This window comes from Hydrophilobacter chitinilyticus, assembly GCF_049860745.1.
Taxonomy (GTDB): domain Bacteria; phylum Pseudomonadota; class Gammaproteobacteria; order Burkholderiales; family Burkholderiaceae_C; genus Rhodoferax_B.
In genome coordinates this window covers 3,430,297-3,456,927 of sequence record NZ_CP187561.1, presented here as the reverse complement: position 1 = coordinate 3,456,927, position 26,631 = coordinate 3,430,297, and the positions used below count along the sequence as shown (strand labels likewise).

At 62.9% G+C, this 26,631-nt stretch carries 23 protein-coding genes; 6 read left to right on the top strand and 17 right to left on the bottom strand.

Annotated features, from left to right (window positions below; genetic code table 11):
- Positions 1-29: 29 nt before the first annotated feature.
- Together ACPWMG_RS15345 and ACPWMG_RS15340 are read right to left on the bottom strand one after the other, a co-directional pair.
- On the bottom strand, positions 30-1,919 hold the full coding sequence (locus tag ACPWMG_RS15345; RefSeq protein ID WP_483300350.1) for a TRAP transporter large permease: 1,890 nt from the start codon (positions 1,917-1,919) through the stop codon (positions 30-32).
- Between the two features lie 4 nt (positions 1,920-1,923).
- Positions 1,924-2,997 (bottom strand): TRAP transporter substrate-binding protein, encoded by a 1,074-nt coding sequence (locus ACPWMG_RS15340; protein WP_483300349.1) that lies wholly within the window; start codon positions 2,995-2,997, stop codon positions 1,924-1,926.
- A gap of 518 nt (positions 2,998-3,515) precedes the next feature.
- Here ACPWMG_RS15340 and ACPWMG_RS15335 point away from each other — a divergent pair.
- Entirely contained in the window at positions 3,516-3,869 is a 354-nt protein-coding gene (locus tag ACPWMG_RS15335) for an H-NS histone family protein (protein ID WP_483300348.1), read from the top strand.
- Positions 3,870-3,890: 21 nt separating this feature from the next.
- Here the strand turns inward: ACPWMG_RS15335 and ACPWMG_RS15330 are convergent, their stop codons facing one another.
- From ACPWMG_RS15330 to ACPWMG_RS15300, 7 genes are all read right to left on the bottom strand, one after another.
- The gene (locus tag ACPWMG_RS15330; protein ID WP_483300347.1) at positions 3,891-6,866 is read right to left on the bottom strand and encodes a C1 family peptidase; all 2,976 of its coding nucleotides are present in this window, start codon (positions 6,864-6,866) and stop codon (positions 3,891-3,893) included.
- A 163-nt stretch (positions 6,867-7,029) separates the two neighbouring features.
- The gene (locus ACPWMG_RS15325; protein ID WP_483300346.1) at positions 7,030-7,740 is read right to left on the bottom strand and encodes a glutathione binding-like protein; all 711 of its coding nucleotides are present in this window, start codon (positions 7,738-7,740) and stop codon (positions 7,030-7,032) included.
- A gap of 79 nt (positions 7,741-7,819) precedes the next feature.
- Positions 7,820-9,094, bottom strand: coding sequence for an amidohydrolase family protein (locus ACPWMG_RS15320; RefSeq protein ID WP_483300345.1), 1,275 nt, complete (start codon positions 9,092-9,094; stop codon positions 7,820-7,822).
- A gap of 39 nt (positions 9,095-9,133) precedes the next feature.
- On the bottom strand, positions 9,134-10,606 hold the full coding sequence (locus ACPWMG_RS15315) for a GntP family permease (RefSeq protein ID WP_483300344.1): 1,473 nt from the start codon (positions 10,604-10,606) through the stop codon (positions 9,134-9,136).
- Positions 10,607-11,530, bottom strand: coding sequence for an ABC transporter permease (locus ACPWMG_RS15310; RefSeq protein WP_483300343.1), 924 nt, complete (start codon positions 11,528-11,530; stop codon positions 10,607-10,609).
- Positions 11,527-12,588 (bottom strand): ABC transporter permease, encoded by a 1,062-nt coding sequence (locus ACPWMG_RS15305; protein WP_483300342.1) that lies wholly within the window; start codon positions 12,586-12,588, stop codon positions 11,527-11,529. The genes ACPWMG_RS15310 and ACPWMG_RS15305 overlap by 4 nt, the downstream gene beginning before the upstream one ends.
- A complete protein-coding gene (locus tag ACPWMG_RS15300) occupies positions 12,585-14,114 on the bottom strand; it encodes an ABC transporter ATP-binding protein (protein WP_483300341.1) in 1,530 nt (509 codons plus the stop codon). Before ACPWMG_RS15300 ends, ACPWMG_RS15305 begins: the two co-directional genes overlap by 4 nt.
- A gap of 281 nt (positions 14,115-14,395) precedes the next feature.
- On the opposite strand from ACPWMG_RS15300, the gene ACPWMG_RS15295 reads away from it, so the two are divergent.
- Genes ACPWMG_RS15295 through ACPWMG_RS15285 form a run of 3 tightly spaced genes read left to right on the top strand, consistent with a single transcriptional unit; the run spans position 14,396 to position 16,441 of the window.
- The gene (locus tag ACPWMG_RS15295) at positions 14,396-14,770 is read left to right on the top strand and encodes a response regulator transcription factor (RefSeq protein ID WP_483300340.1); all 375 of its coding nucleotides are present in this window, start codon (positions 14,396-14,398) and stop codon (positions 14,768-14,770) included.
- A complete protein-coding gene (locus ACPWMG_RS15290; protein ID WP_483300339.1) occupies positions 14,767-15,375 on the top strand; it encodes a chemotaxis protein CheC in 609 nt (202 codons plus the stop codon). Before ACPWMG_RS15295 ends, ACPWMG_RS15290 begins: the two co-directional genes overlap by 4 nt.
- A gap of 10 nt (positions 15,376-15,385) precedes the next feature.
- Positions 15,386-16,441, top strand: coding sequence for a sensor domain-containing diguanylate cyclase (locus tag ACPWMG_RS15285; RefSeq protein WP_483300338.1), 1,056 nt, complete (start codon positions 15,386-15,388; stop codon positions 16,439-16,441).
- 17 nt (positions 16,442-16,458) lie between these two features.
- Here the strand turns inward: ACPWMG_RS15285 and ACPWMG_RS15280 are convergent, their stop codons facing one another.
- The 6 genes from ACPWMG_RS15280 to ACPWMG_RS15255 form a co-directional block, all read right to left on the bottom strand.
- Entirely contained in the window at positions 16,459-17,403 is a 945-nt protein-coding gene (locus ACPWMG_RS15280; protein WP_483305263.1) for a BMP family protein, read from the bottom strand.
- Between the two features lie 253 nt (positions 17,404-17,656).
- Positions 17,657-18,286, bottom strand: a complete 630-nt coding sequence (gene upp, locus ACPWMG_RS15275) for a uracil phosphoribosyltransferase (RefSeq protein WP_483300337.1) — start codon at positions 18,284-18,286, stop codon at positions 17,657-17,659.
- A gap of 32 nt (positions 18,287-18,318) precedes the next feature.
- Positions 18,319-19,497: a URC4/urg3 family protein gene (locus ACPWMG_RS15270; RefSeq protein ID WP_483300336.1), complete on the bottom strand. Its 1,179-nt coding sequence runs from the start codon at positions 19,495-19,497 to the stop codon at positions 18,319-18,321.
- 98 nt (positions 19,498-19,595) lie between these two features.
- Entirely contained in the window at positions 19,596-20,906 is a 1,311-nt protein-coding gene (locus ACPWMG_RS15265; protein WP_483300335.1) for a GTP cyclohydrolase II, read from the bottom strand.
- A 148-nt stretch (positions 20,907-21,054) separates the two neighbouring features.
- Entirely contained in the window at positions 21,055-21,486 is a 432-nt protein-coding gene (locus tag ACPWMG_RS15260; protein WP_483300334.1) for a GNAT family N-acetyltransferase, read from the bottom strand.
- 154 nt (positions 21,487-21,640) lie between these two features.
- On the bottom strand, positions 21,641-22,315 hold the full coding sequence (locus ACPWMG_RS15255) for a PEP-CTERM sorting domain-containing protein (RefSeq protein ID WP_483300333.1): 675 nt from the start codon (positions 22,313-22,315) through the stop codon (positions 21,641-21,643).
- A 173-nt stretch (positions 22,316-22,488) separates the two neighbouring features.
- Between ACPWMG_RS15255 and ACPWMG_RS15250 the strand changes: the two genes are divergently transcribed.
- Together ACPWMG_RS15250 and ACPWMG_RS15245 are read left to right on the top strand one after the other, a co-directional pair.
- A complete protein-coding gene (locus tag ACPWMG_RS15250; RefSeq protein ID WP_483300332.1) occupies positions 22,489-23,142 on the top strand; it encodes a response regulator transcription factor in 654 nt (217 codons plus the stop codon).
- Positions 23,143-23,146: 4 nt separating this feature from the next.
- Complete coding sequence (locus tag ACPWMG_RS15245; protein WP_483300331.1) at positions 23,147-24,439, top strand: sensor histidine kinase; 1,293 nt, start codon at positions 23,147-23,149, stop codon at positions 24,437-24,439.
- A gap of 92 nt (positions 24,440-24,531) precedes the next feature.
- On the opposite strand, the gene ACPWMG_RS15240 is transcribed toward ACPWMG_RS15245, so the two are convergent.
- The gene (locus ACPWMG_RS15240; RefSeq protein ID WP_483300329.1) at positions 24,532-24,954 is read right to left on the bottom strand and encodes an NUDIX hydrolase; all 423 of its coding nucleotides are present in this window, start codon (positions 24,952-24,954) and stop codon (positions 24,532-24,534) included.
- A gap of 154 nt (positions 24,955-25,108) precedes the next feature.
- Complete coding sequence (gene malQ, locus ACPWMG_RS15235) at positions 25,109-26,623, bottom strand: 4-alpha-glucanotransferase (protein ID WP_483300328.1); 1,515 nt, start codon at positions 26,621-26,623, stop codon at positions 25,109-25,111.
- Positions 26,624-26,631 lie beyond the last annotated feature (8 nt).

Sequence of the window (26,631 nt, the reverse complement as noted above, 5' to 3'; positions counted from 1 at the left end):
TGGGTTTCTGTTGGCTTGCAAGCTTACCTTCACAAGCCCAGGTGTTTGGGCAGCCACAGCGAGAAGCCGGGCACCAGCACCAAGACCACCAGCATCACAAACAACACCGCCAGGTACTTCAGCATGGCGCGCGAGACACCTTTGATGTCGGTCCCAGTGATGGCGCATGTGGCAAACAGCCCCAGGCCCACCGGCGGCGCAAACAGGCCAAAGCCCATGGCGATCACCATCACCGTACCGAAGTGCAGCGGGTGGATGCCAAGTTGCTGCGCAATCGGCGTCAGCAGTGGGCCGAAGATGATCAATGCAGGCGCGCCCTCGAGTACGGCGCCAAACACAATCATCACCAGCACCGACACCATCAGAAACGCCAGACTGCCGTACTGGTGCGCAAAGCTGACCATCGATTCGGACAGCATCTGCGGAATCTGCTGGATGGTGAGCGCAAACGACACGCTGGTGGCGGTGGCCACGATGAACAGAATGCCACCGGCCATGGAGGCCGAGCGCACAAACAGCCTGGCGGTAGAACGCAGCGTGAGTTCGCGGAATGCCGCACCGCCCACCACCAGCGCGTAGACCACGGCAAAGGCCGAGACTTCGGTCGAGGTGGCGATGCCTGAGGTCACACCCTTGCCGATCATGCCCACCATCAGCAGTGCCACCAGGGCGCCGCCCAGCAGGCGCAGCATGGGCGTGCGGTTTTCAAACAGTGTGCTCGGGTCGATGCGGCCACCCACCCAGACGGCCATGGCCGCGAGTGACAGCGCCAGCACCGCTGCCGGCACCAGCCCGGCCATGAACAACCCGGCAATCGAGATGTTGGCCACGAAGCCCATGATGATCATGTTGATGCACGGCGGAATGGTCTCGGCCATGACGGCCGAACTGGCCAGCAGACCGGCGGTTTCGTTCGGGTCTTGCTTCGTTTTGCGCACCGCCGGCATGATGATGCCGCCCACCGCCGCAATGTCGGCCAGCTTGGAGCCCGAGACGCCGGAGAAAAACGCCGTGGCGGTGATGGTGATTAGCCCCAGCCCGCCGCGCACCCGGCCGAACATGCGCAGCAGCAGCTCGATGAGCCGCGCCGACATGCCGTTGGACTCCATCAGCAAACCGGCCAGCACAAAGAAGGGAATGGCCAGCAGCACAAAGTGGTCGGTGCCGGCCACCACTTGCTGCGAGTACACCAGCATAGGCAGCGAGGGGTCGGCCAGAAAGTACAGCAGCGACGATTGCGCCAGCACAAACGCAATCGGCACCCCCAGGAACAACGAACCGAAAAAGCCCATAGCCAACAGCACCCACGGCGCTGGTGCCGAGGCGGGTGCCAGCGTCAGCCACGCGGCCAGCAGCAACGCCAGCCCGGCGCAAACGCCAAAGGTGGCCCAGACGATGCGCGACGGGCCTTCCACCGCGTTGGCTACGCCGAACAGGCACATGAACAGGCTGCCCACCACCACCGGCACAACGTTGATCCACTGCGGCAAGCCGGTGGGTGTGGTCATGGAGAATGAGTCGACCAGCAGCTCGCATGACGACGCAAACAAGGCCACCGACACCGCCACCACCACCCAGTGGCTGGCTTGCAGCATGGCCGGTTGCCAACTGGCGGGCAGCCAGCCACGGAACAGATCGATGCCCACGTGTTTGCTGCGTGCCAGTACTGTGGCCGCGCCCAGGAACACCAGTACCACCATCAAGGCGCGGGCCACTTCCTCGGCCCAGTCAAATGGCTCGTGCAGGACGTAGCGGAACACCACCGAGACAAACACCACCAGCACGTCGATGGCCAACACCACGCCCGCGGCGTATTCCGAGTAGCGCAACAGCAGGTCTAGCCAACGTGCGGCGCCTTGGTGGCTTGCGGTGGATGATGAAGAGGTCAGGGCAGGGCCGCCCAGCGTATCAGCGTGCATGGTCTCAGCCCCGGGCGGATGCGATCACGTCGAACAGCGGTGCGGTCTGCGGTTGCTCCTTGGCAAAACCAGTCCACAGCTTGGCTTGCATTTCCTTGCGCATGCGGTCGCGCTCGCCCTTGTCCATGGGTGTGAAGCTCAGACCGGCTTTCTTCAGGTCGTCCACGGCGGCGGCGCCTTTCTCGGCAGCCACGGCACGCTGTTGGCGCGTGGCTTCGGCGGCGGCTTTCAAGAAGGCAGGGCGCAGGTCCGCAGGGATTTTGTCCATGCCGCGCTTGCCCGCCACCACCACCATGGGGCTGAACAAATGCTCGGTCTGCCAGCAGTGCTTGACCACCTCGTACAGCTTGCTGGCGACGACAGTGGAGGCGTCGTGCTCAAAGCCGTCGACCACCCCGGTCTGCGCCGCCATGTACAGCTCGCCAAACGGAATAGGGGTGGGAATGGCGCCCATGATCTTGAAGGTTTCGATGAACGCCGGTGTGGGCAACACACGCAGCTTGACGTTGTGCAACTCGGCCAGCGAACGCACGGGGTTGCGCGTGTAGACGCTGCGCGGCGCAAAGTGCGAGGCCCAGGTGACGACCGAGCAGCCGGTGGACTTTTGCAGCATCTCGTTGAGCTTGGTGCCGGCCGTGCCGTCCATGGCGCGGGCGACGTGGTCCCAGCTGTCGAACAGGTAGCCCAGGTCGAGCATGCCGAACTGCGGCGCCACCGTGGCCCAGATGGACGAGCCGGTGATCATCATGTCGATGGTACCCACCTTCACTTGCTGCACCACATCGCTTTCTTTGCCCAACTGGTTGTTGGGAAAGTAGTCGATGCGGATGCGGTCGCCCACGGCGGCCTTCAAAGCGTCGCGCATTTTCAGCAGCCATACATAGTGGGCAGCGTTGTCGTCGGCCACCATGGACGACGACAGGCGCAGCGCGATGGTCGATTGCGCGCTTGCGGTGGTCGCCACAAACGGGCTGGCTGCCAGCGCGGTGGCGGCGCCGGCTTGCACGAAGCTGCGGCGGGTGAAGAGCGTGGATTGAGAGGCGGTGCCGGGGGCGAAGCTGCGGTTGGCTTGGGTCATGTGAATGTCTCCTGTTGTATGGATATGGCGAAGCGATGGCATTTGTCATTGATGAGCGGGCCCGACTGGCGCATGCACGCGGAGCTTGGTTCACGTGCCCATGGCAAACCGCAGGAGAACTGTGGTTTACCGTCGTTGGATCAAGCAGTGAATGCAACTTCCCAATACCGGTGTATCGATTTACTACTTCGATTTAGTGTATCGATACACAAAACAATCTTCAAGCAGTTGGCAGACCGGATTTACCCTAGGGTTTGAGGCAACGAAGCCATTTGAAATGTGTGGTCGTGGCAACGCATGCAGGGCCGCGGCCACCGTCGCACGTCTTCATGGCTCGCCGAAGGAATAAACTCCGCTGCGAACGTTCTAACGCATTGCGTGGAATTGGGGCTGGAAGACAAACGCCATTCGTTCGGCAGACGTTGAACGGGTTTATGTGATCGGTAGCAGCTCGACTGAATGATTCGCGCACGGCCTGAGGGCCGGGCGAACTGTTTTAAAACTTAGAAGGAATAGTGATGGCAACGACGTTGGCGGTTCTGCAAAAAAAGATTCAGAAGCTACAGGCCCAGGCCGAGAAGTTGAAGGCACAAGAGGCGGTCGGCGTGATTGAGCGCATCAAGCAGGCCATCCTGCACTACGACCTCAAGCCTGAGGACTTGTTTGGTTCAGATACTGCGCCGGTGGCCAAGAAGCGGGGCAAAGCCGTCACCAGCAAAACGCCAGGCACAACCGCCAAGAAGCCGGCTTCCAAAATAAAGTTCAAAGACGAGCAAGGCCGCACCTGGACAGGCCACGGCAAGCGGCCTCGCTGGTATGTCGAGGCGATTGAAAGTGGCAAGACACCCGAAGACCTGATGGTGAAGGACTAAGCCTAGTTCGATCCAACACCCTCAATACCCTCGCAAGTCATCGATCGGCATGGCCAGCGGCCCGCCGGTGATGCGCTCCAGGGTGCGGGTCAGCACGGTGATGTCGTTGTCAAAACTGCCGTGCGCTGCGGGTTGTTTGATGGGCTTGCCGGCTTCGTCAAAAGCGGTGGTGATGGTGCTGTCGGTCACCAGCGTGGTGCGCGCGGCCAGGTCTGCGGCGGCGGCGGCGGCGCGCCAGGTGTTCAGCGTTTCGTTGGTGTCCGACGAGCCATCCCAGCCCGAGTAGTTGGCGTCGGCCACATTCGCCAGGCCGAGGATGGGGGTGTGCAGGTCGGTCTCCAGCGCGTTCGACACCAGGTAGAGCAGCGACTTGCGGTAGATTGACGCCACGGTGTCGTCGCGCTCCACGGTGTCGGACAACACATCCAGGTGCAGCCGTTTCATCACCTCTTCGTTGCTGGCGTATTGGGTGTTGGCAAACGCCACGCTGCAGGCCGGGGCGTACAAATGGGCGGACGCGAGGCAGGCGTTCAAGCCGCCGTCTTGCCCGGCCGCCGCGCGTTTGTGCAGGGCGCCCAGCAGATGGCCCAGCGCAATGGCGCCAGCCGAGTGGCCCACGATGTGCAGTTCAAACTTTTTGCCCCAGGTGCCCACCAAGGATTGCAGGGCGTCGAGCAGCAAGTCGCCGCCGCGCCGGTTGGCGTAGGCCAGGCAGGCGTTTTCTTTCATCTCGCTCCAGATCGGCTTGGCCAACGGTCGGCCAATCGATTTCTCGACCAGTAGATCGGTCTTCTCGCTAAACCATTCGCCCGCACCGGCCGCCGCAGGTTGGCGCTGGAAGCTGCTGGCGATGATGCCTCCCACCGATTCGAGCACGCCCGTCTTCCACACCAAGAACAGCGGGTAGCAGCCGTTGCCGATGAAGAAGCGCCCCATGGCGCTGGCGCGTTTGATGGCGGCCTCTTCGCTATTGAGCCCGCCGTGCACGTAAAGCACCAGGCGCTTCTTGTCGCCTTTTTGCGTGCGGAACCAGGCGTCGGGCAGGGCGTAGACCTGGCGTTGCAGCTTGCGCGGTTGTTCGTCTTCGGTGAGGTAGCGGCTCACGCGGCCATCGTTGCCCAGCACCACGCTGTGCTGGTAGGCCAGGCCCTGGTCCCACCATTTGCTGCGGTCGGCGCCAAAGCCCACACGCGAACCGTCTGGCCCCTGCACCACGGCCAAGCGACCGGCCACGACACCGGGCACTCCCATAGCGACCACCCAGGCGTCCATGCCGTTGGCCAGCCAGTCCAGGTAGCTCAGCACGGCAAAACCACCTTGGCCCCAGCCGGGGCCCCAGGAGTTTTGCAGAATGAAGCCGCGTGTGTTGAAACCGACGATGGCAAACGCATGGCCGCCGGTTTGCGAAGGCCTGCCGTCGAAAACGATTTCGGGCAGCGTGGCGTGGGTCACCGTGGTAGTGGCCTTCTTGGCTTTGGCGGCCTTCACCATTTTTACGGCCTTGGCGGCTTTTGCCGGGCCGCTGATCGGGATGGTCGGCACGTTGCCCCAGCCGTCGTGTGTGAAGGCCGAGACATAAATCGCCGCATGCTGGGCGATGGCGGCTTGCAGGTCGGTGATCGATTTGGTGTCGATGCGGTAGTACACGCCCAGCGTGTTTTGCACTGCGCGCTCGGCAAAGCCGTATTTGGCGGCCAGGGTGTTGTCGGGCGCGTAGGGCCAGTCGGTCTCCAGGCACACACCATTGTTGAACCAGCCTTTGATGGCACCACGGCAGCTCGACCCGTCGTAGTTTTCACCGTCGTACTCGTCGTGCCGACGCGCCAAGGTGTAGAGCATGCGCGGGCTTACCGACTCCATCTTGGCGGGATTCTTCGCGCGCACCCAGCGCATGTAGTTGATCACGCAGGCCAGCCCAAAGCCCGTGCAAGCACCTTCGCTGCCTTGGTCGAGCACCAGGTCAGCGGCGCTGTAGGCCTGAAGAAACTTCGCCACGTCGGCTTGCGGTGGGTGTTCTTCGGGCAGTGAAAAAGCGGCGGGCTGGAATTCACGGTCGCGCAGGTCGGTGGCGTCTTTGCGGGTGCGCATGGCGCGCACTGGGGCGGTGGTTGTTTTGCTGGTCTTGGCCGCTTTTTTCGGCTTGGCTGAGCCGCCTTTGCCCGCTGCTGCAATGGTGGGCGCGACGGGGCCCCAGATGCGCTCGGCGCGTGCAAACACGTCCGAGAAACTCTCCAACCCGTGTGAACCGCCGTTCACCAGGCGGCGCGCGGCACGCAGGTCGCCAGCGGCCAGCGCGGTGCGGAACTTGGTGGCCTTGTCGGCCAGAAACTGCGCCAGCAAAACCGCTGCGACTTCAGGCGCGTTGGCCCGGTCGGGGTCGTTTTCCAGCGGGTAGTCGATGCGTTGGCCGTAGGTGCTGTAGTTGGCGCGCCCGGTCAGTTGCACAAAGCCGCGCCCGCGAAAACGTGCGCCGTCGCCCGCTGCTTTGTTGCCGATGTCGCCCCGGTGGTCATACAGGCTGAACGGCGGGCCTTGCGGCGGTGTGTTGAAGCGCGACTGGAATTCCGAGATCGGTACAAAACCTTCGGTCTCGGCGCGGATGGTGCCTAAAGCGCCCAGCACCATGGCCTGGTCGGCGATGCCGGCCGAGCCGAGCGCGGCCATCACATAGGGTAGGTAGCGCGCGATATTGGCCGACTTGGTGGCCGGGAACAACTGGCTCACGTTGCCCACGTTCAACGGTGGGTCAAAGGCCATGGGCGCAGGGGCCGTAAGCCCGAGCAGGTTTTGCCCGTAAGGCCCGACGATGCCATCGGCAATGATGCCCACGCCGCCTTGCCAGCGGCGAATGGCCGCGTCAAAGCCTTCGTCGACCGGGCCGCTGGTTTTCTTCAGTGCGGGGAACAGGGCTGCATCGGCACCTAGCGCATCGGCCAGGGCTTTGCGGAGCTTTTCGACATCCGGGCCGCTGTCGCCCATGAAAATGAGATGCTTCATCTTCCCCTCCTTTGGAGCCTAAACACGTTTTGAATCGATGTTCTGGCGTCTGGAGAGGCGATGCGCAGGACGCCGGCTGCGCGCAGGCAGCATAGCGTTGAAGTGCCTCACCTGCAATGCGCAGTTACAAGTGAGGCGGGCGCCGGTGTCCCGTCTTTACGGGTCAGGCTGTGGGGGCTGGCGGAATGGTCAAGCCCTTGGCCACAGCGGGCCGCGCCACAAACGCTTCGAGCACGCGCTTGACTTGGGGGAAGTTTTCAAAGCCCACCAGTTCAGCCGCGCCATAAAAGCCAACTAGGTTGCGCACCCACGGGAAGATGGCGATGTCGGCAATGGAGTACTCGTCGCCTAGCATCCAGGCTTTGCCGGTGAGGTGCTTCTCCAGCACACCCAGCAGGCGGGTGGACTCGGCCACGTAGCGGTCTCGTGGGCGTTTGTCTTCAAAGTCCTTGCCGGCAAACTTGTGGAAGAAACCCAGTTGGCCAAACATCGGGCCAATGCCGCCCATCTGGAACATCACCCACTGCAGGGCCTCCAACCGTCCAGCGGCATCCGCCGGAATGAAGCGGCCAGCCTTCTCGGCCAGGTAGACCAGAATGGCGCCCGACTCAAACAGCGGCAGCGGCTTGCCACCGGGGCCGTTGGGGTCGAGGATGGCGGGGATCTTGTTGTTCACGCTCAGCGACAGGAACTCTGGCGAGAACTGGTCTTGCGTGTCGAACGCCACGCGGTGCACCTCGTAGGGCTGGCCCAGTTCTTCCAGCAAGATGGATACCTTCACGCCGTTGGGCGTGGGCAGCGAGTAGAGCTGCAGGATGTCTGGGTTTTTGGCAGGCCATTTTTTGGTGATGGCGAAGGCGGAGAGATCGGTCATGGTGGTGTTGTTCAAAAAGTGATGACGAACCGGGACGCACCTTAACGCAGGTGCTGGAGCCGGCCCGTATCCTGTTGTATTAACCCTGCATGAAACTGGTGCTCGCGGGCCGCCCCGGCAAATGCAGCGTGGCTGTGGCTGCGGGGCTTTGCGCCAGTAGGCGGCCGTTTTTCCAGACCATCAAGCGGTTGGCGCGCAGGCGAATGGCTTCCACCGGGTCGCGTGCCTGCAGCAGCACAAAGCTGGCATCGCAACCGGGTGCAAGGCCGTAGTTTGGCAGGTGCATCAGCTTGGCGGCGTTGGTGGTCACGGCTGCAAAACACTGGCGCATGCCGGCCTGGCTGGTCATTTGCGCGACGTGCAAGCCCATGTGGGCCACTTCCAGCATGTCGCCCGAGCCCAGGCTGTACCACGGGTCCATCACGCAGTCGTGGCCAAAGGCGACGTTGATTTGCCGCTCCATCAACTCGGGCACGCGCGTCATGCCACGGCGCTTGGGGTAGGTGTCGTGGCGGCCTTGCAGGGTGATGTTGATCAGCGGGTTGGCGATGATGCTGACGTCGGCCTCGGCGATCAACGCCATGAGTTTGCTGACGTAGTAGTTGTCCATGCTGTGCATGGACGTGCAGTGCGAGCCGGTGACGCGGCCGTGCAAGCCCAGGCGCTGGGTTTCATACGCCAGGGTTTCGATGTGGCGCGAATGCGGGTCGTCCGATTCGTCGCAATGCATGTCGACTAGCTTGCCTTGTTCGGCTGCTAGTTCACACAGCAGCTTGACGCTGGCCGCGCCGTCGGCCATGGTGCGCTCGAAGTGCGGAATGCCACCCACCACGTCGACGCCCAAGCTCAGCGCGCGTTTCAGGTTGTCCAAGGCTTTGGGGGCGCGCAAGATGCCGTCTTGCGGAAAGGCGACCAGTTGCAAATCGAGGTAGGGCCGCACCAGTTGTTTGACGTGCAGCAGCGCCTCGGTGGCGAGCAGGCGCGGGTCGCAAATATCAACGTGCGAGCGGATCGCCAGCAAGCCCTTGGCCACGGCCCAGTCGCAGTAGGCCAGCGCGCGTTGCACGATGGCGTCTTGTGTGAGCTGCGGCTTCAACTCGCCCCACAGCGCAATGCCTTCCAGCAGAGTGCCCGATTGGTTGATGCGCGGCAGGCCGTAGCTCAGCGTCGAGTCCATGTGGAAATGCGGGTCGACAAACGGCGTGGTGAGCAGTTGCCCGGCCGCATCCACCGTGGCGGCCGCATTGGCCTTGAGCTGCGGCTCCACGGCGGTGATCTTGCCGCCGGCCACGCCGATGTCGATGTTTTGCCGGCCGTCTGGCAGCGTGGCGTTGTGGATGATGAGGTCTAGCATGGTGGGGCTGTTTGGAAGATGAGGTTCTGTGGCGAAAGTCTAGAACGATCCGAAGAGGGTGCCCAGCACAATCACGCCCGCCAAAGCGAGCAGGGCGCCGACGATGCCGACCATCACGATGTCGAAGTAGCTTTGCTTGTGGGTACAGCCGCAGACGGCCAACAATGTGACCACGGCGCCATTGTGCGGCAGGGTGTCCAGCGTGCCCGAGCCGATGGCGGCCACGCGGTGCAGCAGTGCAGGGGCAATGCCGTTTTGCTGCGCCAATTGCAGATAGGTGGCGCCCAGCGCATCGAGCGCGATCGACAAGCCGCCCGAGGCCGAGCCGGTGAGCGCGGCCAAGATGTTGGTGGCGGCTGCCAGCGACACGAGCGGCCCGCCGCCGATGTCCAGCACGGCGTCGCGCACCAGTGAAAACGCGGGCAAGGCGGCCACCACGCCGCCAAAACCCACCAGGCAGGCGACGCTCAGCACGGGTAACACGGCGGCGTTGGCGCCGGCATCCATGCTGTCGCGCAGCGAGGCCAGGCGCTTGCGGTTGAGCAGCAGCACGCAACCAATGGCCACCAGTAGCGCTACGATCACCGCCCACACGCCACGCACTGCCGCCAGCGAGGTATTGCCCCAATGGGGCGAGGCGAGGTAGGCGGTGTCCAAACGCGGCAGCACCACGAAAGTCATCAGCAGGTTGACCAGCACCACGACCACCAGCGGCAGCGCGGCGACCAGTGGGCTGGGGGCTTCGGCGCTGCGCCGCCCCTGGTGCAACTCGCTGGGGTCGAACTCGCGTGCGGTGCTCATGCGTTCGCGCAGCACGGCGTTGTCAGATACATCGGGCCCAGGTGGTTGGGTGTTGTCGACATAACCCTCGTGCGCACGCCGCGCGGCAGCTGCCTGTCGGCCCAGCCACCACAAACCAAAGCTCAGCATCACCGCAGCAGCCAACACGCCCAGGCCGGGGGCGGCAAACGGCGTGGTACCGAAGAACGGCATGGGAATGGCGTTCTGGATCGCGGGTGTGCCGGGCAGCGCCGACATGGTGAAGGTGGACGTGCCCAGGATGATGGCGCCAGGCATGAGCCGCGTCGGAATGTTGGCCGCGCGGAACATGGCCTGGGCCATGGGTGCGATAACGAAGAAGGCCACGAACAGGCTCACGCCGCCATACGTGACCAAGGCTCCAGCCAGCACCACGGCCAGGATGGCGCGCTGCGGGCCCAGCCGCGCAGTCATCCAACTGGCGATGGCGCGCACCGAGCCGCTGTCGTCCATCAGCTTGCCGAACACCGCACCCAGTAAAAACAGCGGGAAGAACTGCGCCAAAAAGCCGGCCGCGTTCTGCATGAAGGTGATAGTCCAGTGCGCCAGCAGCGGCTCACCCGCCGCAGCGGCGGCCACCGTGGCGGCGACTGGGGTGAGCAACAACACGCTCCAACCCCGGTAGGCCAGTCCGATCAACAAGGCGAGGGCGGCCAAAATGCCGAGCAGGCCGATGAGGTCGGACAGGATCATTTAGCGCTCGCCCTTGCGGTAGGGCTGCATCAGCGCCTGTGGGTAGCTGGCTTTGCGCGCCACCAAGATTAGCGCCACGATGGACAACACAAACGGCAGCATCAAATACACCTGGTACGGCAGCCAGGCGTCACCCGACTGCTGCAGGCGCAACTGCAGCGCATCAAAAAACGCGAACAGTAGCGCGCCCAGCAGCGCCTTGCCGGGCCGCCAGGAGGCAAACACCACCAGCGCCACGCAGATCCAGCCGCGCCCGTTGACCATGTTGAAGAAGAACGCGTTGAACGCCGACAGCGTGAGAAACGCGCCCGCCACGCCCATCAGCGCCGAGCCCGCCACGATGGCGCTGGTGCGTGTGGCCGCCACCGAAACGCCTTGGCCTTCGGCCGCGCGCGGGTTCTCGCCCACCATGCGAATGGCCAGACCGGCGGGGGTGCGGTACAGCGCGTAGGCGATCACCGGCACCAGCAGCAAGGCCAGCAGCGTGAGCGGCGACTGGTGTTGCAGGATGGGAATGGGGAGCCAGGGCATGTCGCCAAACGGCGTGATGGTGGGCGGCGTGTTCACCTTCGGAAAACTCACGCGGTAGCCAAAATAACTCAGCGCGGTGGCCAGCATGGTGATGCCCAGGCCCGAGACGTGTTGCGACAACGCCATGCCCACCGTCAACCACGCGTGCAGCAGGCCAAACACGGCCCCCGCAGCGGCGGCCACCAGCACGCCGCCCCACAGTGGCGCGCCGTGGTACACGGCCAGCCAACCGGCAAACGCACCGGCGACCATGATGCCTTCGATCCCCAGGTTGAGCACCCCGGCGCGTTCACACAGCAGCACCCCCAGCGTGCCCAGAATGAGCGGCGTGGCGGTGCGCAGCGTGGCTTCCCAGAAGGCGGGGTTGGCCAGAATTTCAAGCAGAGCGTTCATTTCCAGCGCACCCGGTATTGCGTCAGCATGCTGGCCACCAGCACCGACAACAGTGACGCGGCGACGATCACATCCGCAATGTAGGTCGGTACGCTGATGGCGCGGCTCATGCTGTCGGCCCCCACCAGCACCCCGGCCACAAACACGCTGGCGGCCAACACACCCAGCGGGTGTAGGCCGGCCAACATGGCGATGACGATGCCGGTGTAGCCATAACCCGGCGACATGTCGAGCGTGACGTAGCCCGTGCGGCCAGCCACCTCAATGGCGCCCGCCAACCCGGCCAGCGCGCCCGACAGCAGCGCCACCGCCACCACGGTGCGCGTCACCCGCACACCGGCAAACGCTGCTGCACGTGCATTCGCACCCACGGCGCGGATGTTGAAACCCAGCACCGTGTACTTGAACAGCACCCACACCAGCAACGCCAACGCCACGGCGATCAGCAGGCCACTGTGCACGCGTGTTTGTTCGATGAGTTTCGACAACTCCAGCCCCTCTTGCAGGCCCACACTCTGCGGCCAGCCCATGGCGCTGGGGTCTTTCATCGGGCCATCCAGCACCAGCGACACCCCCAGCAGCATGATGAAGTTGAACAGCAGCGTGGTCACCACTTCGTCTACACCGAGCCGGGTCTTCATCAGCGCCGGGCCCAGCAGCAGTAAGGCACCGGCCAGTGCCGAGGCCAGCAGCATCAGCGGGAACAACACCCAAGGCGACCATTCCAGGCCGGTGCCGCCGTGCAGGCCGCCCACCAGCACAGCGGCCAGCGCGCCCGCGTAAAGCTGCCCCTCGGCACCGATGTTGAACAGCCGCGCCTTGAACGCCACCGTGGCCGACAAGCCGGTGAGGATGAGCGGGATGGCGCGGGTCAGTGTTTCGCTGAGCGCGAACACCGAACCAAAGCCGCCTTGGAACAGCAGCGCATAGGTTTGGCCCACGGGCGCACCGGCCCACAACACCAGCAGTGCACACACGATGAGCGTGAAGACGGCGGCGCCCACCGGGGCCAGCAACAAGGCCAGCGCCGAGCTGGCGTGGCGTTTCTCAAGCCTCATGCGGGCTCCTTTTGTTCAATGCCCGCCATCGCCAAGCCAATGTCGGCTCGCGTCCATTCGGTGGCAGGGCGCGGCGTGCCGAGGTGGCCGCCGTGCATCACGGCCACGCGGTCGCCCAGGGTGAGCACTTCGTCCAGGTCGTCGGAGATCAGCAGCACGGCGGCACCGGCGTCGCGCGCGGCAATCAAATGCTGCTGCACCGTGGCCACGGCGCCAATGTCCAGCCCCCACGTGGGTTGGTGCGCCACGATGAGGCGAGGCGGTGTGCCGTCCGGCGCGAGCAGGGCGCGGCCCAGAATGAGCTTTTGCATGTTGCCGCCCGACAGGGCGCGTGCCGCAGAAAACAAGCCGCCACCGCGCACGTCAAAAGCCTGCACCACACGCTGCGCGTAAGCCCGCGCGGCGGCGCGTCGTACCCAGCCCCAGCGCGAAAAGCTGCGGCTGCGCAGCCGTTCGGACACGGCGTTCTCCCACAACGGCAAGTCGCCCACCACGCCCACGCCATGGCGGTCTTCGGGGATGCGCGCCAGGCCTTGCTGCACCAACATGCCAGGCTGGGCGCGCAGCGGCTGGCTCAGGAATTCAACCGTGCCGCTGCTCAGCGGGCGCGTGCCACACAACACCTCGGCCAGCGCCACCTGGCCGTTGCCAGAGACCCCGGCCACGGCGACGATTTCGCCTGCGCGCAGCGTCAGCGACACCTCACGCAATGGGTCGGATGATGCGGTGCTGGCCCGCGCCATCTCACACACCGGCGCGCCGACGTTTTGTGCCGGGCGGCGCACTGGCGCATCGACCGCGTGGCCCACCATCCACTGCGCCAACTGGCTTTGCGTGAGTGCAGCCTCGCCCGTCTTGGTGGTGTTGTCGGCTTCGGCCACCAACTTGCCGTGGCGCAACACCGCCACGCGGTGCGACACCCGCAGCACTTCGCCCAGCTTGTGGCTGATGAAGATGATGGACAGACCCTGCGCCACCATCTGGCCCAGTGTGTCGAACAAGGCTTCGCTTTCCTGCGGCGTGAGCACGGCGGTGGGCTCGTCCAGAATCAGAATGCGTGCGCCTCGGTACAGCGCTTTCAAAATTTCTACGCGCTGGCGTTCACCCACCGACAAGCCGCCCACGCGTGCATCCACTTGAATGTGCAGCCCAAAACGCTGCGCCACCTCTTGCAGCTTGGCGCGTGCGGCGGCCACGTTGGATGTAGGGCGCCACCAGGGCTCGGTGCCCAGCATCACGTTGTCGAGCACGGAGAGGTTATCGGCCAGCGCAAAGTGTTGGTGCACCATGCCCACGCCGGCTTGCAGTGCGGCGCGTGGTTGGCCCGGCGGCAGGGGCTGGCCAAACACGCTGATGTGGCCGCTATCGGCGACGTAATGGCCGAACAGAATCGACATCAGCGTGGACTTGCCGGCACCGTTTTCACCCAACAGGCCCAGCACTTCGCCGCGTGCAAGCGACATGGAGATATCGCTGTTGGCGAGCACTTCGCCAAAGCGTTTGGATATTTGCGTCAAACGCAACACCTCGTGTGGTGTATTTGACTCAGATTGAGGGCGATTCGAGGGCAATTTGATTGGTTTGATTAGCTAATTCACTTGTTGACCCGACCTGTTCTCAATCATATAGTTTGACCAGAGTGACATGACGGATAACGCTGGTAAGCTCGCAACATATGTGCCTGACATCTCTTTGTGCTAGTCGTCAAGGGCAAGGTGCACATCTGAATATGTATGTTGTCGGCTGAATAACGAGACACCTAGTACCGCCTGATACTTTTGTCAGGCGGGCACGAACCAAGCTCATCATGGAACAAAAGAACTTATTGATCGTGGACGACAGCCGGGTGTCGCGCATGATGATCCGCAGCTTGATGCTGGCCAAGCGTCCGCAATGGACCTTGCATGAGGCCGCCAACGGCGACGAAGCGCTGGCCAAAGTGGCCGCAGGCGGCATCGATTACTGCACCATGGACATCAACATGCCGGGCATGGACGGCACTGAGGTGGCCGAGCGCATTCTCAAAGACCACACCGGCATTCGCCTGGTGCTGTTTTCCGCCAACGTGCAAGAAAGCCAGAAGGCGCGCGCCGTGGAACTGGGCGTGCTGTTTGTCTCCAAACCCGTGACGGAGCGCAGTGTGTCTGAAGCATTGCAGTATTTCGAGGCTGCCACTTCATGAAGATTGAAGGCCTGCACCTGGATGCGTTGACTGAAATCTTCAACGTTGGCGCAGGACGGGCAGCGGCGAGTTTGAGCGAGATTGTGGGCGACGAAGTCAAGCTGTCGGTGCCCGAGGTGAAGTTCTACAACCGCGACGAAGTTTCGGCCGATACGCTGTCACTTGCCGGTGCGCGCGTGGGCTCGGTGCGCCAGCGCTTCAGCGGTGACCTCAACCTCGATGCCTCGCTGATGTTCCGCGAAGAGCGGGCGCTTGAAATCGTGCAAGACATGCTCAAGTCCGAGATGGGTCTGGAAGACCTCGTCGAGTTTGAGCAAGAGGCGATGTGCGAGCTGGGCAACATCATCTTGAATGGTTGCATGGCCGCGATCTCCGATCTGCTGACCATCCCCTTCACCAGTACTTTGCCCGAGTATCTGGTGGACGACGCCGCTGTGGTGCTGAAGACGCTGGCCTCCAGCTCGTCGCAGCCGGTGATTCTGGTGCTGCACATGGACCTGACGATTGAGAAACGGGCCACCCACGGCTACCTGGTGTTTTTGCTGAGTTCAGACTCGCTGAACGAGTTGCTCGATGCGTTGAACAGGTTCTTGGATAGTATTTGAGCGAGGCTTGATGAACGCCACTTCTGTTGGACTGCCACTGCCCTGGGGGCAGGTGTCAGATGTGCTCGCCATGGGCGTGGTGATTCTGGATGGGCAAGGCTGCGTGCAGCACTGGAATGCATGGATGACGCGACACAGCGGCATCTCCCCCGAAGAGGTGCAGGGGCGCACCTTGGCCGAGCTGTGGGGCGGTGCGATGAGCGCGCCGTTTCTGCGCGCGTTAAGCAATGCGCAGCAATACGACTTGCCCGTGGTGATGTCGAACGTGCTGCACCGTCACCCGCTGCCATTGTTCCGCCTGCAAGGCGGCGCGCTGCCTGCAGTGGGGGTGCGAACCCGTATTCCTCAGTCCATCACGCTGATTCCACTGTTGCCACAAGCCGTGGACGTGCCGCGCTATTGCGTGATCCAGATCGTCGACACCAGCATCTACATGCACCGCGAAAAGGTGCTGCAGTCGCGCAGCGACCAGTTGAGCAGAGAGGCGGTGATTGACGGGCTCACCGGTATCTACAACCGCAAATTCTTCAACCAGCGCCTACCGGTGGAGCTGGGCCAGGCGTTGCGCAACGACACAGCCTTGTCGTTGATCATGATCGATGTGGACTGCTTCAAAGACTACAACGACAACTACGGCCACCCGGCGGGTGACCGGGTGTTGCAGGCGCTGGTGAAAACCGTGCAGCAACAACTGAGCCGCCCTTCGGACCTGTTGGCACGGTATGGTGGCGAAGAGTTCATCATGATTTTGTCGGGCTCGGACCAAGCCGGTGCGCAGCAACTGGCCGAGAAAATTCGCGTGGCGATTTCGGCCTTGGCCTTGCCCCACGCCTACTCCAACGTGGCGCCGTATGTGACGGTGAGCTTGGGTGTGACCACCTGCGTGCCCAGTGGTGTGCACAACCCTGAAGACGTGCTGGAGTCGGTGGATCAGGCTTTGTATGCGGCCAAACGCAGTGGGCGTAACACCACGCTGTGGCTGCCGGTGCGCAGTGGCGCGTTGCGCTCGCCGCCCACGCAGCAACCAGATTTTTCAGCGTCTGGTGCTGGCGGGCTGGAGGCCTGAGCCTGCGTACTTTGTACTTACTTGGCGGTTGATTTGGGTTGGCTGTCATCCACCTTCACGGTGAGCTTGCCGGCCAAAATATCTTCCTGGCGTGACTTCACTTTGGCGATCACTTCGGCGGGCACCTTCTTCTCGAACGTGCCCAGCGGCGCCAACTCGGAACCCTTGTACTTCATCATCGAATACTGACCGTAGTCTTCCGCCGCAAACTTGCCTTCTTTCACCAGCTTGATGGCGCGCTCGGCCGAAGGCTCGAAATTCCACAAGGCTGACGCCACCACCGTCTCGGGGTATTGCTCTTGCGTGTTGATCACGTTGCCAATGGCGAGTTTGCCCTTTTCCTTGGCCGCGTCGCTCACACCAAAACGCTCGGCGTACAACACGTCTGCGCCTTTGTCGATCATGGCAAAAGCGGCTTCCTTGGCCTTGGGTGGGTCGAACCAGCTGTTGATGAAGCTCACGCTGAACTCCACCTTGGGGTTGGTTTCCTTGGCGCCGGCCATGAAGGCGTTCATCAAGCGGTTGACTTCAGGAATGGGGAAGCCGCCCACCAAGCCGATTTTGTTCGACTTGGTCATGCCGCCCGCGACCAAGCCGCTGAGGTAGGCCGGCTCCTGGATGTAGTTGTCAAACACCGAGAAATTGGGCGCTTGTGGTTTGCCCGATGAGCCCAGCAGGAAGGCGACTTTGGGGAAGTCTTTGGCCACTTTGCGCGCCGCTGCTTCTACAGCAAAAGCCTCACCCACGATCAACTGGTTCCCACCGGTAGCGTACTCACGCATCACCCGCTCGTAGTCCGCATTGGCCACGTTTTCGCTGGCCTTGTATTCGATTTCGCCACGCGCCTCAGCCGCCTTCAGCGCCTTGTGCAAGCGGCTGACCCACTGCTGTTCAAACGGCACGGTATAGACCGCCGCCACCTTCAATTTGGCTTGCGCCATGGCAGGCAGCGGCAAGGACATCGCAATCGCCAAACTGCTCAGGCTCAACGCCCCCAGCAGATAACGCCGAGACGGATCAGAAGCAAAGCCGGTCATAAAAACTCCAGTTATTTTGAAGAAACCAACGAGCAAAAATCGCGCCACGCCCCAACCGGTAGTGGCTCCCCTGTCTGATTTGGGGACATCGCGGAACGGGCTTTGCCCGGCCGCAGATGTCGCCCCCTGCAAGGGGGTTGGCGAAGCGACACGCAGTGCGCGAAGACTGGGGTGAGCCTTATTGAGTTCCGAAGATCCGGTCGCCAGCATCGCCCAGGCCAGGCAGGATGTAGCCGTGGTCGTTGAGCTGGCGGTCAATCGCAGCGGTGTAGATCGGCACGTCCGGGTGCGCTTTGTGCAGTGCCGCAATGCCTTCAGGGCAGGTCAGCAGGCAAACGAACTTGATCGACTTGGGGTTCAGTTCCTTCAGTCGGTCGACCGCTGCGATGGCCGAGTTGCCGGTGGCCAGCATCGGGTCGACGATGACGATGTCGCGCTCCTGCATGTCCTTGGGCATCTTGAAGTAGTACTCCACGGCCACCAGGGTTTTCGGGTCGCGGTATAGGCCGACGTGGCCCACGCGTGCACCCGGCACCACGCTGAGCATGCCTTCCAGAATGCCGTTGCCGGCGCGCAGGATGGAGACGAAAACCAGCTTCTTGCCGTCGATGATGTTGGACTTCATGACTTCGAGCGGGGTCTCGACTTCGACCTCTTGCATCGGCATGTCGCGCGTGACTTCGTAGGCCATGAGCGAGCTCAACTCGTTGAGCAAGCGGCGGAAGGTGTTGGTGCTGGCGTCTTTGCGGCGCATCAGCGTGAGCTTATGTTGGACCAGCGGGTGGTCGACGAGGTGGACGTTATTCATACTTAATATTGTGTCTCTGTTTTAGACCTGTTTTAAAAAACGGTGCCGTCGCTCACGATGTTCAGCGGCGGTGTGCCTCCACGCAAGCGTTGTGCCAATACCCGGCCCGTGGCCCAGGTGCCGCCTTCCAACACACAGGCCAGCGGCATGGCTTCAGCCGACAGTTCCAGTTGGTTGCGCACCAGTGGAGCCAACTCGTCGAGCAGCGCCACCGTCAGTGCGCGCCACTCCACAATCAACTCATCGCGCGCATGCCAGGCCTGTTGCGCCAGTGCCGGGTCTTTGAGTTGCAGCACACCGGCGTCCAGAAACAGGCCACCGTTGCGGTACTCGGGCAGGCCGGTTAACTCGTCTAGCCCAGTCACCCGGACACCTGCCCAATCAAACGGCTCCAGCAAGGAGTAGGTGAGCCACTGCGAGAGTTTGTGGAACGGCATCCAGCCGTCGGAGAGGCCCGAGCCATGCGCGGCCGGGTGGGGCCAGCAGTCGCCCAGCGCGATGTTGCCGAGTTGGTTGGCCGATGGCCAGATGGGCGACAAGGTGCCCAGCAGTTCGGCCAGGATGTCGTGGGCAGATACTTCGGCCGTGGCGGGCACAGCCACGCCGTTGGCACCAGCGAGCACGTCGAACAAACCACCGGGGCGGCCTAGCGGGCCAAACGCCGCAGGTTGCTCGGCCAGGGTTTCGCCCAGGCGGCGCAGCAAGACCACGCGGCCTTCCAGTCCGACCAATGGGTTGGTGTCGCTGACTTGAAAAGCCTCGGCCAACTGCGCCGTGGTGATGCGGCGCAAACCTGCGGCGTCGACTTGCAGCGGGTGCTGCGCATCACTGGAAAACAGCCCGGCCATGAAGGCGTGAAAGCTCGCCACGCCCAGACCTTCGGATCGGCTGAAGCTCTTGCCGCTGGCGGCCTCGGTGTACTTCCAGTCGGCACCGGCGCCGGCATCGAGCAGCACGCTGACCACGGCCAGGTCTATCCACGTGCGTGCGCGGTCTGCGGCGTGTTGGTGGCCCTTGGCGCCAAGGGCTGTGTCGAGCAGTGCCTTGCGGTCTACCTGGCCAGCCTCGAAGTGGCGCCAGCGGCTGTGGAACGGAATGTTCAGCGCCGGGTAGTTGTAGCGGGTGACCGTGGCCACCTCCTGCGCGGCAGTGGCCATGGCGCTGTCGTCGATGTTGAACCAGCGCGACTCACCAGCGCGTGCGCGTGCCAAGAGCGCCTGGGCCCGAGTGCGAATCGCTTTTGTCGTGCGTAAAAGGGCTGCGGCGCTTGCTGGGTCTGCGTAAGATGCTTCTGAATTCATAGTGGTCGTCATGCGTCCAGGCCCCGTCCTTTGGCTTTCTTGAGTTCTTCTGCGTCAGGTACGACACCGGGGGTGAAGTAGCCAGCCGCCATCTTGGCGTCCATCTCGACACGGGCGTCGGCCGGGATCAGTTCATCAGGAATGTTCACGCGCACGCCGACCTCGATACCGGAGCCGGTGATAGCGTCGTACTTCATATTGCTCATCGACACCAGGCGGTGAATCTTCTTGATGCCCAGCCAGTGGAAGACGTCGGGCATCAACTCCTGGAAGCGCATGTCTTGCACGCCCGCCACACATTCGGTGCGCGCGAAATATTGGTCGGCGGTATCGCCACCGACCTGGCGTTTGCGCGCGTTGTAGACCAGGAACTTGGTCACCTCGCCCAAGGCGCGGCCTTCCTTGCGCGAGTAGGCCACCAGGCCGACACCACCACGCTGTGCGCCCATGATGCACTCTTCAATGGCGTGCGTGAGGTAGGGACGGCAGGTGCAGATGTCGGAGCCAAACACGTCAGAGCCGTTGCACTCGTCGTGAATGCGCGCGGTGAGTTCGACCTCTGGGTTGGCCAGATCGCGCGGGTTACCGAAGATGTAGATGGTTTGCCCGCCAATCGGCGGCAAGAAGACCTCTAGGTCGGAGCGTGTCACCAGCTCGGGGTACATGCCGCCGGTTTCTTCAAACAACACGCGGCGCAGGTCGGTCTCCGAACAATTGAAGCGGCGCGCCACTTCGGGTAGGTACCACACCGGCTCAATCGCGGCCTTGGTGACCAGTGCCGCGCCATTCGGCGTGAGGAACTTGCCATCGGCCTTGAGTCGGCCTTTCTGTAGCGCTTCGATCACCTCGGGCAGGATCACGTGCGCCTTGGTCACGGCGATGGTGGGGCGGATGTCGTAGCCAGCGGCCAGTTCGGTGGCAAACGCGTCCTGCACCATGCCGCCCCAGGGGTCGAGTGAAACGATCTTGCCCGGCTCGCTCCACTGCGGGTAGGGGCCGATGATGTCGGTGGGCGCGGTGTTGGTCAGGTCGGCTTTGTGTTGAGGATTGAGCGCGCCAGCGGCCACAGCCAGTGCGCGGTAAATGCTGTACGAGCCGCTGTGTGTGCCAATGACGTTGCGGTGCGCGCGTTTGGTGGTGGTGCCGACGACGGGGCCGCGTTCTGTGGCGGTGGCGGCCGCCCAATGCAGGGGCAGAGCGCCAAAACCGCCGGCGTGAGAAGTGAGTCGGATATGTTTGCCGCTGCTGGTTTGAACCGATGCCGTTGAGGAGGGCGGCAGCGAAGAGGCTGGGGGCGTGCTTGCGAGGTCGGTCGACATGTGGATTCCTCAAAAAATACAATGTAACGGTGCGGTGTCACGCTGACAAGTTGCCGCTTTCCATGAGCGCAATATTCGTGCCGCTGATGCCTTTTTCGCTGTCTTCGCCGTTGCGCATGTGGCGCGCCCCGCTTGATCTGGACGCGGATCAGTTGTCGTCCAGATACCCTTGCATGCGCGCGAGGTTGGCGTTCTCAAAAATCGCCATGGCGGTGCGCATGCGTTGAAAGCCGAACTTGCGGTAAAACGGCTCTTTGCCTGGCACTGCGTACAAGATGATTTTGCGGTGGTGCTTGGACAGGTCGACCAAGCGCGCGACGATCTCTTTGCCCAGGCCCGTGCCTTGGTGGCTGGGCAGCACGGCGATGTCGGCCACGTAGGCGACGTACACGCCATCGGCCAGCACGCGGCCCACGCCGACGAGCTTGCCGTTTTCGCGCACAAAGCACTTGTACATGCTGTTTGAGAACGCGAGCTTTAGATCTTCAGGGGTTTTGTGGCCTAGCGGTGCCGCCAGGTAGAGCGCGCTGAGTTCTTGCCAATTGATGTTGTGGAGCGTTTCGGACCAGACCAGAGACACAGCAGCCTTTCTGTATGGAAGAAGGCTGCAAGCTTAAGGCAACGCCGAACAAGTTGCTCTCGGTGCCCGCATCCCTACGTGGGCAGCCTAGCCGTCCCTCGGGCGTTAGAACCTATTCAACGTCGCCGCAACGCTCCCGCTGCTGCGCAAGGTTTTAGGCCAGGACGTGTGCGTCATCCGGCGTTTGGTGCGCACGACGTTGACCGCCACGGCTGGCCCACAGCGCGGCCAAGGCCAGGGCGGCCAGTGCCAGGCTCCCCGGCTCGGGCACCGTCTGCGCCAGTGCAACGATGTTGCCCGAGACTTCCTGACGCGCGTCCAGACGTGTGAAGAAGTTGCCTGGCCCAGCCATCACGGCCAAGCCAGTGATGTTGCTGCCCAGCAGCAAGGTTTCCCAATCTTCACTACTGGCGAAGGGGTTGAGGCCTAGGTTAAAAGTGATGCCGACGTCCGATGCCGACCAGGCATTGATGGTGGGTCCGCTGCCCTCGAAGAATATTTCCAGGTTGCCGTTGGTGCCCGTGCTGGTCAGAGAAACCGGCCCCAGGTCGAACGCCCGGGCCGAGCCGTCGTTCCATGAGAAAGTCCCTTGCACGTTGGTGATGGAAAGACCTGAACTGCCAGGGGCAGGCGCGCCCGTGACATCCATGCGAATGTTCGCCGTGAGCGTGGTGCCCAGCGCGATGTATTGGGCTGTGCCGAAAGAAGCATCGTCGACAGTGGCCTGGGCTGTGATCTGCACCGGCGCAGCGGTTGCGGGCTGCGCCGCGAGCAGGGTGCCGGCCAATGCCAGCTGCAAAGCCAGGTAGGAAATGGGAGCGCGCTTCATGGTGAATCCCTCCATCGCAATGCATGCGTATCAGTTGAACTGAGGGCAATGTGCCGTTTGCCGAAAACGCTGTCCAGAGCCTGTACCGGATTGACGGGACGCTGTGGGTTGAGATGCAACGAGGGGCGTGGGACACTTGCGGCAATGCCGCGCAGCCAGACTAAACTTCTGCCATGTCGCATGCAGTACTCGTGGTGGAGGATGATCCAGCCTTTCGCGCGGCCGTGACCGAGGCCCTCGAAGGTGCGGAGGATCTGCGCCTGGTGGGCGTCGCCGACGACCTGCCCGAGGGCTTGCGCCTGCTGGAGTTGACCACGCCCGATGTGCTGCTGGTCGACATTGGCCTGCCCAGCGGCAGCGGCATTGCGCTGATTCGCCGCGCCGAAGAGCTGCTGCCGCAATGCCACTCGATGGTGGTCACCGTGTTTGCCGACGACAAGGTGGTGACGCAGTGCATCGAGGCCGGCGCGGTAGGCTACCTGCTCAAAGATGCGCGCGGCATGGACGTGGTCGAGTCCATTCGCCAGCTGTGCGCTGGCGGCAGCCCCATCAGCCCGGCGATTGCGCGCCGGTTGCTCAAGCGCTTTGGTGCGCCTGCCGTGGAAAGTCCCGTGGCCGATGCACAGCGGGCACTGTTGTCCAGCCAGGAGCGGCATGTGCTGCAGCTCAGCGCCAAGGGTTACAGCTACGAAGAGATTGCCAGCCTGCTGAAGCTGTCGCGCCACACGGTGGAAACCTATGTGAAACGCATCTACCGCAAGTTGCAGGTGCACACCAAAACCGAAGCCGTGTACGAGGCGCGCAAGATGGGCCTGGTGGATGACTGAGCGCTTGTCTGACCCCGTGAAGAGCGCACCTGACGACCCGCTGCGCGAGCGTGTGCGCGAAGATTCGGTGGCCTTGTTCATGGCGCACTGGCGGGTGTCGCTGGTGGCGATTTCGCTGGTGACGGTGGCCGCGGCGTTGGGCGGGCAAGAACTGGTGTCCGAGCGCGCGCGCTGGATATGGGCCAGCGTGATTCTGGGTAACTACTTTTTGCAAGCGATGGTGATGCTGCAATTGGAGCGCGCCCCCACATTGCGCGAAGGCATTCAGCACTGGATGCCGTGGCTGCTGCTGTCGATTTTCGTTAGCGCCGTGGGCTGGGGTTTTGTGCCTTGGCTGCTGCTACAGGGGCCGGTCTCGGTACTGGTGTTTGCCAGTTTGTTCAATGCCATGTTGATCTTCTGCGTGGTGAATGCGCCGGCGACGCCTCCCATGCAGGCTTGCGCTGTGCTACCTGTGGCGGCCGTCAACACCGCAGCGTTGCTGAACCACCCAACATTGCCGTACGCCATGCCGATAGCAGCGGCGTTTGCCGTCTTGTGCGGCGTGATTCTGTTGTTTGGTGTGCGTGTGCAGGGAGCGCTGCGTGCCTCGATGCGCGAGCGGCATGTGGCGCGCGACCTGGCGCACGCGCTAGGCCTGCAACAGCAGCGGCTGGTGGAGGTGGAGCGCGAGCGCACCTTGCTGCTGGAGCGCCACCGCCTGATGCAGGACATGCACGACGGTCTGGGTTCGTCGCTGGTGTCGGCCCTGGCGCACGCCGAGCGTGGCCAGTTGCAGCCGGATGATTTGGTGCACACCTTGCATGAGTGCCTGGACGACCTGCGCGTGGTGATCGACTCGCTGGAACCGATGGATCACGACCTGGTGGCGCTGCTGGCGACGCTGCGCTTTCGTACCGGGCGTCGGCTGGAGCAGGCCGGCATTCAACTGCAGTGGGATATGCCCGACCTGCCTCCGCTGCCCTGGCTTGGCCCGCCCGAGGCCTTGCAGGTGATGCGCATCGTGCAGGAGGCTCTGAGCAATATCATCCAACATGCGCGGGCACAGCACGTGTGTATCACTGCTGCAGCGTTGGCGCACGAGGTGGAGGTGCGCATCGTCGACGATGGCGTGGGTTTTGATGCAGCGGCGTCAGACGCCTCATCTGGCGCCGCATCTGTAGAAGGACGCGGATTGCGCTCCATGCGGCAGCGCGCGCTGCGGCTGGGAGGGCGGGTGGACATCACCTCCAAGCCTGGTGAGGGCACTTGCTTGTGGTTGCGGTTGCCTGTGGAGGCGCTGAGCCCGTCCGTGTGATGCGTGACATGGGGTTTGCCATTGAGGGCTTGTGCCCATTCTGCCCGTGCGCGGCATTTTCAGCGCCGTACACCAGCTCCTGCGTCGCTTTTTTAGGCCAACAGCCTGGTCAGCACGGTGGTCAAGTTTTTCGTACAGTGTGCGGAAATGTCTTTCTGTGCCACCCAACGAAAGGCGTCGGCTTCTGGTGTGGCCACGCCGGTGCGGTGGTGCGGGAAGAAGCTGGTGCACCGGCACAGCGTCACGTCCCATGCGCTGGTTTGCAACTGCGTCTTGAACAGATGCAAGTGTTTTTTGGGCGTGTAAGACATGAGGCCCAGGTCTTGCAGCGCTTCAGGTTGCAGCGTGATGCCGGTTTCTTCAAAGGTTTCGCGCAGCGCTGCTTGCATCGGGGTTTCGCCGGGCTCGGCGCCGCCTTTGGGAATGTCCCAGAAAGACTGGTCAGTGACGTGCGCGAGCAGCAGTGCGTTGTGCTCGTTCAGGATGATCACGCCGTAAGAAACTGGTTTGGGCATTTTGTCTACCGCTGTGCACCGCGCCTGGGGTGTTGCGCACGGTGAGCCAGTAAGGAAAACTTTGTCGCAGAGAAAGCGGAGCCAACCCAAGAACAAACGCAGGGGCGCTTGTTCTCAAGTCCTCAAGTCCGCGCGCTAGACGCAAGCGTACAGCTTATGCCGTTTTTGGCAAACGGCCGTACACGTCGGCCAGATGCGCCAGCGTCTCCGCATGCCAGGGCTGGAACTGGCTCCAGTTGAAGCGCCATTCCCAATAGCCTTCGCCTTTGCCGGGCAGGTTCATGCGGTCGGCCGCGGGCAGGCCCAGCACGTCTTGCAGGGGCACGATGGCCGTGTCGGCCACACTGCCCAGGGTGCTGCGGATCAACGCCCAATGGATGTCATGGTCCAGCGACTCGGGGGAGCGACCCAGGTAGCTGGAGACGTGGTGGCGTTCGCCGATGTTGGCCTCATGCCACCAGCCTTGCGTGGTGTTGTTGTCGTGGGTGCCGGTGTAGGCAACGGTGTTGCGTTCGTAGTTGTGCGGCAGGTAGGCGTTGTCTGCGTCACCGCCAAAGGCGAAGTGCAGTATGCGCATGCCGGGGAAGTTGAACTGGCGACGCAAAGCATCCACGGCGGGCGTGATGATGCCCAAATCTTCGGCAATGATGGGCAGCGGGCCGAGTGCCGCGTGCACAGCATCGAACAACGCCGCGCCGGGGCCCGGCACCCAGCGCCCATGGATGGCGGTGGGTTCGGCGGCGGGCACCTCCCAATAGTCGGCAAAGCCACGGAAGTGGTCGATGCGCACCAGGTCGACCAGTGTGAAGGTGTGGCGGATGCGCTCGATCCACCAGGCGTAGCCTTCGGCCGCATGGGCTTGCCAGCGGTACAGCGGATTGCCCCAGCGTTGACCGGTAGCGCTGAAGTAGTCTGGCGGCACACCGGCCACCACGCTGGCGTTGCCTGCGGCATCCAGTTCAAATAGCTCCTGACGTGCCCACACTTCGGCGCTTTGGTAAGCAATGAAGATGGGTGTGTCGCCCACGATACGAATGCCGCGTTCGTTGGCGTAGGCCTTGAGACGTTCCCACTGGCCGAAGAAGCGCCATTGGCAAAACTTCCAGAAGGTGATGCGATCCGCGTGTTTTTCTTGGGCCGCGGCCATGGCGGCAGGTTGGCGTTTGGCAAGGCCATCGGGCCAAGTGTTCCATTCGGTCCAGCCATGGGATTCGGCCAGTGCCATGAAGAGGGCGTAGTCGTTGAGCCAGGCCGCGTGAGTGGTGCAAAAACGGGTGTAGTCGGCCAGTTGTTCTGGCGTAGCGCGGGCGGCAAAGCGACGCGCAGCGTTGGACAACTGCTGTACGCGCCATGGCACCATGTGGGCGAAGTTGACCCTACCGGCATGAATGGTGGGTTCGTATTGCAGATCGCCGGCTTGCAGCCAGCCTTGTTCTTGCAGGTCGGCCAGGTCGATCAACAACACATTGCCCGCAAAGGCCGAGCTGCTCATATAGGGTGAGTTGCCCGGACCAATGCCGCCTAGCGGCAAGATCTGCCAATAGGTTTGGCGCGCGGCGACGAGCCAGTCGATAAAGTGGTACGCATCGGGGCCGAGGTCGCCAGAGCCGTGGGGGCCGGGGAGCGAAGTGGGGTGCAACAAGATGCCGCTGGCGCGCGAGAAGTTCATGTCAGATC